This window comes from Paenibacillus sp. FSL H7-0350 (genome assembly GCF_038593195.1).
Lineage (GTDB): Bacteria > Bacillota > Bacilli > Paenibacillales > Paenibacillaceae > Paenibacillus_AQ.
Window position 1 is genome coordinate 5,369,126 of record NZ_CP151972.1, and the last position, 15,771, is coordinate 5,384,896.

Here is a 15,771-nt window from a genome sequence, read left to right on the forward strand (position 1 = left end):
GAAATTGAATATAATAATTTGTCGAATTAGTTAACTTTAACGCGAAAAATGTCGATAAACCAGTATGGAAAACTAATGCTTGCTAATGCCGGGCATGTGCAGAGCGTGTGCAGCATGTTCAGAGTTTTGCGGAAGCGTTATCAATATTATGGAAATGGTCATTCGACAAGGAGGAAAGCGATGTTTAAGAAAATGGGGAAGATCGGGCTGGCTGTGGTATTGGTGATTGGGCTGTTGCCTATGATGTCACTCCGTGCCTATGCGGCGGTGCAGTCGTTTAATGAAGCGGCCGATTTTGTAATTGAGCCTCCGGTTACCTATGCGGCGGGCAAGAATCTGACGGATGCGCAGGGTCTACAGGATGGAAGTACGGCGGTTCTGCTGAATTCATTCGTCTATCAGGGGAATACATACACTTCCTCTAACTTCTTAAGGGTCTTTAACAGCGCAGGAACGCTTATAACGGACGTTAACCTGGGCAACCTGATGGACACCTATTACAAAATGACGTCTGTGAGTATGCTTGCTCTCAATAACGGAAATCTGCTGATTATGTACAGTAAAAGCGACTCCAGCGAGTACAACCTGCAGCTGGGCACAGTTACCGAGACCACACCCAATGCTTATTTCATGGTGCTGGATAAGACCGGCCAGAAGGTGACTGGCCAGACCCGGCTGAATACCTTCAGTGCGGCCAGTCAGCCGCAGCTGACGCGTTTTATATCTGCGGCGGAGCTGTCTAACGGCGATATCGCTTTTTCCTGGCAACGAAATGATAATGTAAGCACGGTCACCCGCGTATTTACCGCTGCGGGCGTACCGGCGTCAAGCGAAACCCTGCTGGTAGCTGCTAATGCGAGCATGTCCTACGTCGCCGCTGGTGACGGCGTGTATATGGCGGCTTACAATTCGGGGGCCCCGAACGATAATATCTATCTGCAGTTATTCAATAACAGCGGAACCTCCATAACCACCATTAATGTTGGAGCGAGAACGAATGAGAAGCAGTTGTATCTGCATACACTGGGCAACGGGAATTTCATGTTCAGTCAATTTAGCTGGCAAACCGGAATTACGAGTGTCTCCTTATATGACAATACGGGTGTAAGCCAAGGCGGATTTAATGTAAATGGTTCGCTGGGCGAGACATCTGCCGCTGTCTACAAGAAAGGCACATTGCCGGGATTCGTTACAGTAAGCACGGATGCCGCGTCGAATAAGGCCATTGACGATGCCTATAACTATGGTACAGAGTGGGAGGGAACCCAGTATGCTTACCTGAATTACTATGACAATGACGGGACCCTGCTGTATACAACGGATCAGCCGGTGGATTCCGCTCCGGCTGTATTTCAGGGATACAATGAAGACACTTGGATGTTCAATGTGGAATATTATGCGAAGTTCGCTGTATATCCGGCCTTCGGCGACAAGATTGTTTTCATCACAACAGATAATACAGATGCTACTCATTTCCGAATCACCGGCAAGCTGTTCAACAGGGAGGTCTTAACTCCGGTTGTGCTGCAATCGGCTGTAGCGGATGGTGTGCCGGGAACCACTACTTCAACGAAGATTGACCTGACCTTTGATGCTGTGATCACCGGATTAACAGCAGACGATATCACGATTACAGATGATACAGGCTCTGCGGTAAAAGGGACCTTGAGCGGATCTGGGACCGCTTGGAGCCTTGCGCTTACTTCAGTGACCGGCGAGGGGGATGTATCCGTGGCTGTGAATTCGCCAAGCGGATACACGGTTAGCGGTTCGCCGCAGACGGCAACCGTATCGCTGTTCAAGCCAGCGCTGGAGCCAACCCCGGCAGCGGTGATCGACTATGAGGCCGAGCAACTGAGCGGTCTGACGGCGAATGGCACCTATACCGTGAACGGTACAGCGGTGACGGCGACTGCGGATGGTACGCTTGCGCTGGAGCAGAGCTGGCTGGGAGAGTCCCTGAGTATTGTGAAGCAGGGGAATTCTACGACAACCGTAGACAGTACCGCGCAGGTGCTGGTCATTCCATCCCGTCCAGCGGCACCATCGGGTGTGACGGCAACGGATGAAATGGCGATAGATGCAAACAACGGTACATTGATTAATGTGACTAATGCGATGGAGTATAAGCAAGGAATAGCAGGAACGTGGACAGATGTGACGGGTACAACGGTGACGGGACTGGCTCCGGGTACGTACGAGGTCCGTGTGAAATTGACGGCGTCGTCGTTTGTATCGGAAACGCATAGTGTAACGGTGAATACGTATGTGCCAGCGGCAGAGACTACCCCGGCAGCGGTGATTGACTACGCAGCCGAGCAATTGAGTGGTCTGATTGCGAATGGCACGTATACCGTGAACGGTACAGCGGTAACGGCGACTGCGGCTGGTACCCTGGTGCTGGAGCAGAGCTGGCTGGGAGGGTCCCTGAGTATTGTGAAGCAGGGGAATGCTTCTACAACGGTAGACAGTGCGGCACAGGTGCTGACCATTCCATCCCGTCCAGCGGCACCAACAGGTGTGACGGCAACGGATGAACTGGCGATAGATGCGAACAACGGTACACTTGCGAATGTAACTTCAGCGATGGAGTACAAGCCAAGTACCGGGGGAGTATGGACGGATGTGACCGGGACATCGGTGACGGGGCTTGCTCCGGGTACGTACGGGGTCCGTGTGAAATTGACGGCGTCGTCTTTTGCCTCGGAGGCGTATAGTGTTACGGTGAATGCGTATGTGCCAATGGTAGAGACAACCCCGGCAGCGGTGATTGACTATGAAGCCGAGCAACTGAGTGGTCTGATTGCGAATGGCACGTATACCGTGAACGGTACAGCGGTAACCGCGACTGCGGCTGGCACCCTGGTGCTGGAGCAGAGCTGGCTGGGAGAGTCCCTGAGTATTGTGAAGCAGGGGAATGCTACGACAACGGTTGACAGTGCGGCGCAGGTGCTGGTCATTCCATCCCGTCCAGCGGCACCAACAGGTGTGACGGCAACGGATGAACTGGCGATAGATGCGAACAACGGTACACTTGCGAATGTAACTTCAGCGATGGAGTACAAGCCAAGTACCGGGGGAGTATGGACGGATGTGACGGGTACAACGGTGACGGGACTGGCTCCGGGTACGTACGAGGTCCGTGTGAAATTGACGGCGTCGTCTTTTGCCTCGGAAGCGCATAGTGTAACGGTGAATGCGTATGTGCCAACGGCAGAGACAACCCCGGCAGCGGTGATCGACTATGAGGCCGAGCAACTGAGCGGTCTGACGGCGAATGGCACGTATACCGTGAACGGTACAGCGGTAACGGCGACTGCGGCTGGTACCCTGGTGCTGGAGCAGAGCTGGCTGGGAGGGTCCCTGAGTATTGTGAAGCAGGGGAATGCTTCTACAACGGTAGACAGTGCGGCACAGGTGCTGACCATTCCATCCCGTCCAGCGACACCAACAGGTGTGACAGCAACGGATGAAATGGCGATAGATGCGAACAACGGTACACTTGCGAATGTAACTTCAGCGATGGAGTACAAGCCAAGTACCGGAGGAGTATGGACGGATGTGACCGGTACAACGGTGACGGGACTGGCTCCGGGTACGTACGAGGTCCGTGTGAAATTGACGGCGTCGTCGTTTGTATCGGAAACGCATAGTGTAACGGTGAATGCGTATGTGCCAACGGCAGAGACTACCCCGGCAGCGGTGATCGACTACGCAGCCGAGCAACTGAGCGGTCTGACGGCGAATGGTAAGTATACCGTGAACGGTACAGCGGTAACCGCGACTGCGGCTGGCACCCTGGTGCTGGAGCAGAGCTGGCTGGGAGAGTCCCTGAGTATTGTGAAGCAGGGGAATGCTTCAACAACGGTGGACAGTGCGGCGCAGGTGCTGACCATTCCATCCCGTCCGGCAACACCGACAGGTGTGACGGCAACGGATGAACTGGCGATAGATGCGAACAACGGTACACTTGCGAATGTAACTTCAGCGATGGAGTACAAGCCAAGTACCGGGGGAGTATGGACGGCTGTGACCGGTACAACGGTGACGGGACTGGCTCCGGGTACGTACGAGGTCCGTGTGAAATTGACGGCGTCGTCTTTTGCCTCGGAGGCGTATAGTGTTACGGTGAATGCGTATGTGCCAATGGTAGAGACAATCCCGGCAGCGGTGATTGACTATGAAGCCGAGCAGCTAAGCGGTCTGCTGGCGAATGGTCTCTATACGGTGAATGGCACGTTATCAATATATGCGGATGCGGCGGGCAAGCTGGCACTGGATAGCTCTTGGCTGGGAACCTCTATGAGCCTTGTGAAGCAGGGAAATGCGTCCACGACGATTAACAGTGCCGCGCAGACCTTGACCATCCCTGTTCGTCCGGCAGCGCCTGCCGGAGTAACAGCAACGAATGAGACGGCGATTAACGCGAAGAACGGTACGCTTACGAATGCGACTCCGGCCATGGAGTACAAGCAAGGTGCCGCAGGAGCATGGACGGATGTGACGGGTACAACGGTGACGGGACTGGCTCCGGGTACGTACTACGTCCAGACCAAGGCGACTTTGACGGCTTTTGCCTCGGTAGCACACATCGTGAATGTGGTAGCGTATGTAGCGATACCGGAAGCCATACCAGCAGCGGTCATTGATTATGAAGCTGAGCAGCTGAGCGGTCTGGCGGCGAATGGCACGTATACACTGAACGGTACGTTGACCGTAACAGCGGATGCAGACGGCAAGCTGGCGCTGGATAGCTCTTGGCTGGACAGCTCTCTGAGCCTAGTGAAGAAGGGGAATGCATCGACAACCATAGATAGTGTGGCGCAGACCTTGACTATTCCTGCCCGTCCGGCAGCGCCTGCCGGAGTAGCGGCAACGGATGAGATGGCGATTAACGCGAAGAACGGTACGCTCACGAATGTGACTACAGCCATGGAGTATAAAAAAGGTTCAGCAGGCGCATGGACAGATGTCACAGGCACTAGCGTAAGCGGGTTGGTCCCGGATATGTACTATGTCCGTACGAAGGGTACGGTTACAGCTTTTGCCTCGGAAGCACAAGCTGTAACGGTGAATGCCTACGTACCCACACTGGAAGCCACTCCAACAGCGGTCATTGACTACGAAGCTGAGCAGCTGAGCGGTCTGACTGCGAACGGTACGTATACACTGAATGGTTCGTTGATAGTAACAGCAGATGCAGACGGCAAGGTGGCACTGGATAACGGCTGGCTGGGCAGCCCCCTGAGCCTAGTGAAGCAGGGGAACGAATCCACAACCATCGATAGTGCGGCGCAGACCTTGAATATTCCTGCCCGTCCGGCAGCGCCTGCGGGTGTAGCTTCAACGGACGAAACGGCGATTCATGCGAAGGATGGCACGCTCACGAATGTGACAACAGCCATGGAATACAGACAAGGTACAGCAGGCGCATGGACAGATGTTCCAGGCACCACCGTCACAGGACTTACGCCAGGTATCTATGATGTCCGCAAGAAGGCAACAGCAACGGCGTTCAGCTCTGCTGCGGTGGAAGTGACAGTGACCTCCTTTGCATCTGAGGCGGAAGTGACGCCTGCGGCGGTGATTGATTTTAACGCTGAGCAATTGAGAGGTCTGATTCCAGAAGGGGTATACACCATAAATGGTACGGCTGTAACGGCCACCACGGATGGAACGCTCCTGCTAGACAGCAGCTGGCTGGGAACCACATTGAGTATTGTGAAGACGGGTAACGAAGTAACCACCACTGATAGTGATGCGCAAGTGTTGAGTGTTCCCGCGCGCAAGGCTGCTCCGGTGGGTGTGAGTGTAACGGATGTGACCTATAACGGAGCCAATGACGGAACACTGCAGAATCTGACCGTCCAGATGGAATACCAGATGGGGAACACTGGAGCTTGGACAGAAGTTACAGATACTACGATTACCGGTCTTGCACCGGGCACGTATTATGTGCGGGTGAAGGCTACGTCAACGGACTTTGCTTCTGCTATTGCTCAGGTGACTGTGCATGACTCGGATGCCGTGATCCCGGCGGCTCCAGAAGTGGTAGCGGATGATCTGAACAATACGATTATGGGCCTGAATACCAGCATGGAATTCTCCGTGGATGAGGGATCCTACGTACGTTATGACGGAACCAACTTGCCGGACCTGAGCGGGGAGCATACGGTGAAGGTACGGGTGGCGGCCAGCGGATCGGTTCCGGCGGGACCGGCAACTACGCTGACTTTTACAACGAATGTCTTGATCCCAGCCGGGGACTTGGCTGTGAGTGCCAGTGATCCGAGTGGTGCAGAGAGTAACGGCTATACGCAAATCAAGGTTACGCCTGCACCGGCTGAAGGGCATAAGCTGCTGTATAAGAATTTTGGTGTTGGCAGCATCATCGTGCCGAATGTGGGAGACCTTCTGACCGGATACACCCTTGTAGGCAGTGAAGGGCTGATTCTGGCAGCCGATGGCGATACGCTTGGGATTGCTGAGATAGATGCGGACGGCCAGGTGGTGAAATACGGCAGCGTCATTGCAGTAGTTGCGGTGACGACTCCGGTAACGCCGACTCCCGAGCCGGTCAGCCCGGGAAGCGGGAATAACCCAACTGCCGGAAGTAACTCGAACAGCGGGACTCCTTCCGGGAATCCGTCCAGTACGGTCACCGATGTGATTGTCCTTGTGAACGGCAAGGAGGAGAACGCGGGTAAAGCAACGACCACGACCACCGGTAACGTTAGAACAACGACCATCGCGGTAGATCCGGCCAGATTGCAGGCGAAGCTGGATGCCGAGGGGAACGGCGCTGTAGTAACTATTCCGATGATGCTGGATTCGAATGTGATTGTCGGAGAATTGAGCGGCCAGATGATCAAGAATATGGAGAATATGGCGGCCACCCTGGTGCTTCAGACCAGCAAGGGGAGTTATACCTTACCTGCATCCGAGGTTAACATCGCCGCATTGGCCGCAAGATTAGGTAACGGAGCTAAGCTGGATGACATTACGCTGAGAATTACCATTAGTGATGCTTCGGCTGCCATGAACCAGGTGGTTAGCACTGCGGCAGGCAGAGACGGCCTTACCCTTGCAGCACCAGCCCTGGATTTCACAGTTACTGCTTCTTCCGGGACCTCAACAGTAGAGTTGAACCGGTTCAATGCTTATGTATCGCGGACAGTGGCGCTTCCGCAGGGGGTTAACCCGAACCGGATTACAACAGGTATCGTTGTAGAACCGGATGGAATGGTGCGTCATGTACCCACCCGAATCATCCTGAAGGAAGGTAAGTATTATGCAGAGATCAACAGTCTGACGAACAGCACCTATTCGGTGGTCTGGCATCCGCTGACGTTCGCGGATGTGGAGAAGCATTGGGCGAAGAATGCAGTGAATGACATGGGCTCCCGTCTGGTCATTAACGGGGTGAACGAATCAACGTTCAACCCGAACGCTGACATCACCCGTGCAGAGTTCGCAGCGATCATCGTACGCGGTCTGGGCCTGAAGCTTGGAGAGGGAGCTGCGAAGTTCGCAGATGTTCCGGCGAGTAGCTGGTATGCAGCAGCAGTCGGGGCAGCCTCCGAAGCGGGTCTGATCAACGGCTTCGAGGACGGAACCTTCCGTCCTGGAGACCGGATCACACGCGAGCAGGCCATGAACATCATTGCCAAGGCGATGAAGCTGACCGGTCTCGCAGAACAGACCGGCGCAGTGGACACCGCAGGCGTGCTTGCAGCCTTTACGGATGCAAGCCGCACGGGAGCCTGGGCGAAGGACAGCCTGGCGCTGGCAGCCTCCGCTGGCTTAATCACCGGCCGCGGCGGCAATAAGCTGGAGGCACAGGCTAACGTCACCCGCGCTGAAGTGGCGGTGCTGATCCAGCGTCTGCTCCAGAAGTCGAAGCTGATTGATTAATGGTCTAAACTAAATTATACAAACCCAAAAAAGCGGATTCAGGCATTGAGCTGAATTCGCTTTTTTACGATTGAATTTTGACATTTGGCGTGTACCTAATTATAGAAAATCTAGAGCTGGGAGGGGGCGGGGTGCTGCGCGTAAGCAGTTGGATTTTATACACTTGTTGCAGAGCGGATGTGTCCTAAAGGGACAGTAGTTGGATAAATGACACTTAATGGATCACAATTCAGCTGAATTGGCACAATCACTAGAACTAGTTGCTGTTTTTCCACCTGTTTGCTTACAATCCTCAGAAAGTGATAAATTAAGATACGTTTGTCCACTTGCTGATCACCCGGACGATTGGAAGCTTGGTGTTTGCTAGAAGAGGTCTGGTATTTGCTATAATTGGCTATAACAGAATCTTCAGGAGAGGGGCATGTCAGTGTGTTTATTGTTAACGTAGAAGCAGCTATCTGTAAGGAAGATAAGTGGCTTGTGATTACACGAAGTACCCAAGAAGAGCATGCAGGAGGGACTCTGGCTCTTGTAGGGGGAAAAGTGGATATTGAGGGCAACACGCTTGAAATCCTCGAACGGACGGTGAAGCGCGAGTGCGAGGAGGAGGTTGGCATCGTGATCAAGGATGCGGTTACTTTTGTGTATAGCTCCTCCTTCGTAACTGAGGATGGGCGTCATGTCATCAATATGGTGTTCCTATGTGAATATGAGAGTGGTACGGCAACTAACCGGAGTCCGGATGAAGTGGAAGCCGTCCACTGGCTGACCTGCGATGAGATCATGAAGCATCCCCTGGCTCCTCCCTGGACCCAAGAGAGTATTAGAAGAGTAGCGCTCACACCCACCCCGTGAACTCCAGAATACTCGCCTTCGCCGACTGCGCCTCAGACTGCGCCCCCTTGCGCCATTCCTTGGGGGAGACGCCCATCAGCTTGGAGAAGCAGCGGTTGAAGCTGGAGATGGAGTGGAAGCCTACTTTTTCGGAAATGTCCAGAATCGAATCCTCTGTGCTCTTGAGCTGTTTGCAGGCTTCCTCAATCCGGGTGCTGCTCAGGAAATCCAGGGGGGCGGTGCCCATGATGTCATGGAATTTGCGGCGGAAGTGGGTGGTGCTTAAGTGGCACAGCTCGGCCAGATCATCAATGGTCATCGGCGTCATATAGTTCCTGGTGATGTACTCCAGCGCAGGAGAGATCACGAAATCGCCCTTCAGGCTATACCCGGCCTCCTGGCCGCTCAAGGCTTCGTTCGTAGAATGAATGCGGAGCAGCTCAATGTACAGGGATAGCAATAAGCCGTACGCACTCTCCTGATAGTAAGGCTTCTGCTGCTGCAATTCGAGGACGATGGAGGTAGCCAGCGTATAGACTAGGGGGTGCTTGTCCCTGCTCAGAATACAGTTCGCGCCCTGCACCGCCCAGAGATTCGGCTCGAAGCCGGCGTAGGCGCTCTTGAAGGAATGCTGAAACAGATCCTCCGGCGAAAAAAACAGATAGGACCACAGACTGGCCTCTCCCGGAGAGCTGTACGTCGTGTGGGGCAGATACCGCGGCAGGAAGGTCACATCCCCGGCGGCAAAAGGCACGTTCTCGCCCTTAATCTCCATGATCCCGCTATCTGAATAACAGATCCCGATCTCCAGATGGTTGTGGAAATGCAGATGCTCGCTCTTGATATCGGAGATCTTCCAGCGTTCGCCGCTGAGCAGCAGGACAGGGAAATGGATCGGCAGGCTGTAGTGGCGGTACTCAATGACGGGTTTCTTTTTTCTGGGCATCTTCAGCAGCTCCTGTCCTTCTTGCGTTAGAATAGGAATGAAGAATAAAGGGTCGAAATTGCGCAGTTTTGATGTGAATGTGCTTAGATGTAGAACATTTTACTGCTTACAATAGATTCTGTAAAGCGCTTGCAAACGGATGGACGGATGATAGCTGCCTTAAGAGACGCAGGGAACAGGAGAGGGGAATACACATGCTTCAAGTTACATATAACCGGGAAGAAATCTTAAGTGTAATCGATAAAGTGGCAAGGAAGACGCTGGCGATGGATTTAACGTGGGAGTGGCCTTGCGGCGTTGCCTATTACGGGGTGTCCAGGGCCTACCAGACCACGGGGAACCAGGACTACCTGGACCAGCTGGTGAAGTGGGTAGATGAATATATTGAGCTGGGGCTGCCCGCCTTTACGGTCAACACCTGTGCAATGGGCCATATGCTGATCACGTTGTACGAAGAGACCGGGGACCAGAAGTACTGGGATATTGTGTTGAGTAAAATCGGCTATATCCGGGGGACGGCGCTGCGGTTCGGGGATCAGGTGCTGCAGCATACGGTCTCGGTATCCAATGACTTCCCGGAGCAGGCCTGGGCGGATACGCTGTTCATGGCGGCGTTCTTCCTGCTGCGTGTGGGCAGCAAGCTGGAGGATCAGGAGCTGATCCAGGATGCGCTTAACCAGTATTACTGGCACATCAAATACTTGCAGGACCCAAGCACCGGCCTCTGGTTCCATGGCTATAACCATGTGAAGCAGGATCATATGTCCGGCTTGTACTGGGGCAGGGCGAACGCCTGGGGAGCCTATACAATGTCGCAGGTGAAGCCGCTGCTTAAGGAGTGGTACCTGTACCCGCAGTGCATGGATGTGGAATGCTCGCTCCGGGATCAGCTGGCGGCGCTGAAGCTGGTGCAGACGGAGAACGGCCTGTGGCGCACGCTGCTGGACGATGAGGAGTCCTATGAAGAGGTGTCGGCATCCTGCGGGATCGCGGCGGCCATGGTGAATAACGGCAATCCGCTGCATACCAAATATGTGCAAAAGGCCCTGAAAGGCATTCTGGAGAACATCACGGAAGACGGACGCGTATTGAACGTATCGGGCGGCACCGCCGTCATGAAGGACCGTGAAGGGTACCGCCATATTCCCAAGGACTGGACTCAGGGCTGGGGCCAGGGCCTCGCGCTTGCGTTCCTGTCGGATCTGCTCAAATAGGAGGAATTTACGTTGCGGACACTATCTACAGGCTCCACAGGAGCTTTTACCCTGCCGGGGGAAGCCGGTTATGAAGCACTGACCTTGAAGCTTGCCGAACGCTGGGGGGCCGATGTCATTCGTGACAGTGACGGCACGCAATTGTCGGAAGAGATTATCAATGCCGGCTACGGCATCTATTCGACCCTGTGCATCATCCGCGACCATAACGGCTGGGCGGCGAGGAACCCGGACAAGCTGCAGCAGACCTTCCTGATTACAAGTCCGAAGGTGGCTGTGCAGGATTACCTATCCATCTACCTGCTGGAGGATTTCTTCGCAGAGCAATTCAGGGTGAATGATTCGCGTGAGGCGTTCAAGTACTGGCAGGTGTACGACCGGACAACCGGGAAGGAGGTGCCGGGGGAGCAGTGGAATTACGACCGGGAGTCCGGCAATGTGGTGCTAACCGGTATAACGCCTTGGCATAAATATACGGTCAGCTTCATGGCCTACCGGATCTGGGAAGAGATCTCCATGTACAACCACACGACGAATCACTGGGATAAAGAGCATCTGATGCAGATTGATCCGATGTATAAGGAGACCCGGCAGTACCTGCTGGACTGGATGGAGGACTGGTGCGGGGAGCATCAGGCGACGACAGTGGTCCGCTTCACCTCCCTGTTCTACAATTTCGCCTGGATCTGGGGCCGCAGCGGGCAGAACCGCCATCTGTTCTCGGACTGGGGGTCCTACGATTTCACGGTGAGCGCGCGGGGCCTGGATCTGTTCGCGGAGCAATACGGCTATTCGCTGTGCGCAGAGGATTTCGTGAACGGCGGAAAATACCGTGTCAGCCATATTCCGGCGGAGCAGCGTAAGCTTGACTATATGGCTTTTATCAACGATTTCGTCATCGGGTTCGGCAAGCAGTTAATTGACATTGTCCATAAGCACGGCAAGCTGGCGTATGTCTTCTATGATGACAGCTGGGTGGGCGCAGAGCCCTACAATGACCGCTTCGGGGAGTTCGGCTTCGACGGGATGATCAAATGCGTGTTCTCGGGCTATGAAGCCAGACTCTGCTCAGGGGTGAAGGTGGAGACGCATGAGATCCGGCTGCATCCGTATCTGTTCCCGGTTGGCCTGGGCGGCGCACCTACCTTCATGGAGGGAGGCAATCCCACACTCGATGCGAAGCAATACTGGATTAACATCCGGCGTGCCCTCCTGCGTGAGCCGATCGACCGGATTGGCCTGGGCGGCTATCTGCATCTGGTCGAGCCTTACCCGGATTTCTGTGCGTACATTGAGAAGATTGCGGATGAATTCAGGGAGATCAAGGAGCTGCACCGGCAGGGGCAGCCTTATCACATCAAGACTAAGGTAGCTGTTCTGCACTCGTGGGGCAAGTTGCGGTCGTGGACCCTCTCCGGCCACTTCCATGAGACGTATATGCATGATCTGATTCATATCAATGAGGCCTTATCCGGCTTGCCGGTGGAGGTACGGTTCATCGACTTCGGGGATGTCCGCCAGGGCGTTTTGCAGGATGTGGATGTGGTGATCAATGCAGGCAGCGCCGGTTCAGCGTGGAGCGGCGGGGACCACTGGAAGGACAGTCAGGCGGTGGATGCCTTGACAGAGTGGGTGTATAAGGGCGGTGCGTTGATCGGGGTGAATCAGCCTTCCGCCGTGGACGGCTACGATCACTACTTCCGGATGGCGCATGTTCTCGGGGTGGATGAGGATAACGGCGCACGGGTGGCGCATGGCAAATGGGCTTATGGGGTTCAGCCGGTGCAGGGACTGGTGCCGGATGGTGTCAGTCTCACGCCGAAGAACGGGGTCTATCTGACCGACGGTGCTGCTGTGGTGGTCCGTGAGGCAGAGGGCAAGCTGGCCCTGACTGTGAATAGCTTCGGGAGAGGGAAGGGCATCTACCTGCCGTCCTTGGCCTTCAGCTGGGAGAATACCCGCCTGCTGCTGAATCTGATCCGCTATGCCGGCAATGAGCTGGAGGAGAACCTCTACCTCCCGGATAATCTCTACACCGAGTGCGCGTACTATCCGCAGAGCAAACGCCTGGTTGTGATTAACAATAGCGGTCAGCCGCAGCTTACCACCATCGAGACGGACTACGGTCCGCAGGTTGTGGAGCTGGAAGCTTTTGATACGGTGATTCGGGTGATTGGGGAATCGAATATCTAAGATCCGTTGAACCTTTAGAGTTAAGCATGTATTATGGTAACCGATCCCGCCACGCCTCTTCATAATGCGTACCAAGGCGGGACTTTTTTTTGCAACCGTAGCCGCTACGGCTTATGTGGAAATGCATGCTGTACTTCCCGGAGGAATGCCTATGCCAGGGTCCGACCGCTTCAGACAATCCATCGCCTTCATCGAGGAGCATCTGCATGAGGAGATTCCGCTTGAACAAGCTGCGCAGGCAGGATTCACCTCGCTGATGCAGCTGTACCGTGGCTTCTATACCTACACCGGACACTCGGTCAAAGAGTACATCCGCAAGCGCAGGCTCTCGGTGGCGCTCGGGATGATCCGAAGCTCACAGCGTCCGCTTGCCGAGATTGCATACGCCTGCGGCTACAGCTCCCAGCAAGCCTTATGCAAGTATGTGAAATCAGCCACAAGCTTAACCCCGCTAGCCTATCAAAAAAGTACCGCCTGCTATTTCTTCCCCAGATTCGACAGTGAAGCCGTCCGGCAGGTAACCGTCAGCACAGAGATCCTTCCTGCAACCATACATATGAAATTCTATTCAACCAGACACGGCGGCATTGAACAGCAAGCGCTGGAAGCGTTATACGCTCTTCTCCCCGCCTACCAGGGCAGACTCTTCGGGCGAGACGGGCAGCCGCAGGGCGGCTTGTTCTGTTATGAGCTTGCGGTGGAGTATGGCCCAGCCCTGCTGCACAGCTTAACCGGAAGTATCTTCCGGGAGCTGGAGGTTGTCCCGGAACGCAGCTTAACCTGTGCCAAGCTGGCAGTCCGAAGCGATGAGGCTGAGATCGGACTGGCCTGGGACTATCTGTATCTGAAGTTGCTGAGGACCAGCATGTTCGAGCAGGATGAGGAGCGCTACGGGGAAGAGTATATCCGCAAGGGCAGCGAGGTGAAGAGGCTTATTCTGTATGTGCCGGTGAGGAAGCGGACGGATTATGACAAGATCAGTGTGAGCTTCAGTGAAGGTCTTGAATTTCTGGCTGCGTCCAGGGAAGGGGAGCAGGCGGAAGAGGAGGCAGCGGCAGCCGTGATGAACTATTGCTCAAGGCATCATCCTGAAGTGCTAAGAACGGCCAGCATGTTCTGCGTCATCCAGCACGGCGGGCGCTGTACCTGCGGAGTGCGGCTGGAGCGGGGGCAAGCGATAGCGCTCGCCGGAGATAGCGGCCTTCAGATTCTGCAGGCTCCCGAAGGCAGGTATGCGGTGCTTGAGAGCAGCAGCTATGGAGACCGGGGAATGTTTATCGCGCTTTTGGAGAGCTGGGTAGAGGAGAGCGGGTGTAGCAGGGAGGGGACGTTTCCTTTTACCACCTATGAGACAGTAGCCCCGGGCCGCCCGGATGCCATAACGATGAGCGTGTGGATGAAGCTGAAAGATGTTAAGAAGTGATAATATTTACGAACCGTGAGCTACTATACTTGAGCTTAACCAGGAGAGGAGCTGACCTATGAATCTGAGCAAGCAAGCACTGCCGCAGCAAGCAGCTGAAGGCTATAGTCCACGTGTGAAGCCGGTAATCCTGAGAATGGTGGAGGAGCTGAAGCAGATGGAGATGTTAAGTGAGGTTCATGTAGAGCAGGTTACGGAGCTGTGCAGCATTGTGGACAGGCCGGAAATGAAGGTTGTGGGGATTGCGCTGCCGATATCGTATGAGAGCCGGGGTTATGGCGGGTATTATGATTCCGGGCAGGCGGGCGGTACGATTAATGATTATTTTTATACGAAAAAGCTGGCGGCAGAAGGAGAGATTGCACTGCTCTCCAGTCTGATAGAGCACCAGATTAAGGGCCGGGAGATCGTCACAGTACGCACCGGGGTTCAGGGCGATGGCAACTACAAAGTGATTGTGGGCATGGAGGTAAGCAGCTTCGAGGGGCTGCCAGCGCATTTGCCGGAGTATACGGAGACGCTGAACGTACCCGCTTGCCGGTATGCCAAGGTTCTGATCAATGAATCGAAGAGCGCCGGGCGGACCGGCTACGAGGAACGGATGCACGCCGATGAATATTTCGTGGGTGAATTCCGCAACGATACAAGCTATGTCTATAATCCCGCCGGCCTCAGCTTCAATACATATGACCCGTCCGGTGAGATTCTTACCAAATACGAGCCGGTGATTCTGCCGGGGAATACGGCCGAACAGTTCGGCTCCCTGCGCTTCAAGCCGGTAACGCTGCCGGAGATGAAGATTGCCTGCAGCATGACGCTGCCGGAGGATGAGGAGTTTGTGATCACCAAATATTTCGGCGTGCAGGATCAGGTATTCGCCACCGGGGCAGCCCGTTATTACTTGCATGACTATTACGGATTCCCGGTGAACAGCGGGGAGGAGGGGAGGGTGAATTCCTGCTTCGGCACAAGGGTCAGCAGCTTCGATGGCCTTCCTGACAGTGTGGAGAAGATGACGGTGCCCGGGGGCATCTATCTGCATATTACCCAGCTTGAGGTGAACGGTGATCATCCGGGCATCCCGTATGATGCCGCATTCAATCATCTGGAGGAGCTGTACCTGAGCGCCCACCCTGAGTATACGCGTGACTGGAGCAGGCATGTGATTGCCCGGTTCCGCCAGGCGAACTGCGCCTCTGTCTTCGTACCGCTTGCTGCTGAATAGCTTGGCCGGGGGCCGGCGCGGG

The 15,771-nt window shown here is 54.8% G+C and carries 7 protein-coding genes; 6 read left to right on the forward strand and 1 reads right to left on the reverse strand.

Annotated features, from left to right (window positions below; genetic code table 11):
* Positions 1-180: 180 nt before the first annotated feature.
* Together NYE24_RS24475 and NYE24_RS24480 are read left to right on the forward strand one after the other, a co-directional pair.
* Positions 181-7,914: an S-layer homology domain-containing protein gene (locus NYE24_RS24475; RefSeq protein WP_342476896.1), complete on the forward strand. Its 7,734-nt coding sequence runs from the start codon at positions 181-183 to the stop codon at positions 7,912-7,914.
* Positions 7,915-8,343: 429 nt separating this feature from the next.
* Positions 8,344-8,769 (forward strand): NUDIX domain-containing protein, encoded by a 426-nt coding sequence (locus NYE24_RS24480; RefSeq protein ID WP_342479291.1) that lies wholly within the window; start codon positions 8,344-8,346, stop codon positions 8,767-8,769.
* Here the strand turns inward: NYE24_RS24480 and NYE24_RS24485 are convergent.
* Complete coding sequence (locus NYE24_RS24485; RefSeq protein WP_342476897.1) at positions 8,753-9,694, reverse strand: AraC family transcriptional regulator; 942 nt, start codon at positions 9,692-9,694, stop codon at positions 8,753-8,755. The two genes, NYE24_RS24480 and NYE24_RS24485, sit on opposite strands and share 17 nt — an antisense overlap.
* A 194-nt stretch (positions 9,695-9,888) precedes the next feature.
* On the opposite strand from NYE24_RS24485, the gene NYE24_RS24490 reads away from it, so the two are divergent.
* From NYE24_RS24490 to NYE24_RS24505, 4 genes are all read left to right on the forward strand, one after another.
* Entirely contained in the window at positions 9,889-10,908 is a 1,020-nt protein-coding gene (locus tag NYE24_RS24490) for a glycoside hydrolase family 88 protein (RefSeq protein ID WP_342476898.1), read from the forward strand.
* Between the two features lie 12 nt (positions 10,909-10,920).
* On the forward strand, positions 10,921-13,101 hold the full coding sequence (gnpA, locus tag NYE24_RS24495) for a 1,3-beta-galactosyl-N-acetylhexosamine phosphorylase (protein ID WP_342476899.1): 2,181 nt from the start codon (positions 10,921-10,923) through the stop codon (positions 13,099-13,101).
* Between the two features lie 151 nt (positions 13,102-13,252).
* Complete coding sequence (locus NYE24_RS24500; protein WP_342476900.1) at positions 13,253-14,524, forward strand: AraC family transcriptional regulator; 1,272 nt, start codon at positions 13,253-13,255, stop codon at positions 14,522-14,524.
* Between the two features lie 58 nt (positions 14,525-14,582).
* A complete protein-coding gene (locus NYE24_RS24505; protein WP_342476901.1) occupies positions 14,583-15,749 on the forward strand; it encodes a GyrI-like domain-containing protein in 1,167 nt (388 codons plus the stop codon).
* Positions 15,750-15,771 lie beyond the last annotated feature (22 nt).

What these genes read in the sequence shown, in the direction of transcription:
- NYE24_RS24500 (WP_342476900.1), top strand. Translation starts at nt 13,253, where the DNA reads ATGCCAGGGTCCGACCGCTTCAGACAATCCATCGCCTTCATCGAGGAG.
- NYE24_RS24475 (WP_342476896.1), top strand. Translation starts at nt 181, where the DNA reads ATGTTTAAGAAAATGGGGAAGATCGGGCTGGCTGTGGTATTGGTGATT.
- NYE24_RS24490 (WP_342476898.1), top strand. Translation starts at nt 9,889, where the DNA reads ATGCTTCAAGTTACATATAACCGGGAAGAAATCTTAAGTGTAATCGAT.
- NYE24_RS24485 (WP_342476897.1), bottom strand. Translation starts at nt 9,694, where the DNA reads ATGCCCAGAAAAAAGAAACCCGTCATTGAGTACCGCCACTACAGCCTG.
- NYE24_RS24505 (WP_342476901.1), top strand. Translation starts at nt 14,583, where the DNA reads ATGAATCTGAGCAAGCAAGCACTGCCGCAGCAAGCAGCTGAAGGCTAT.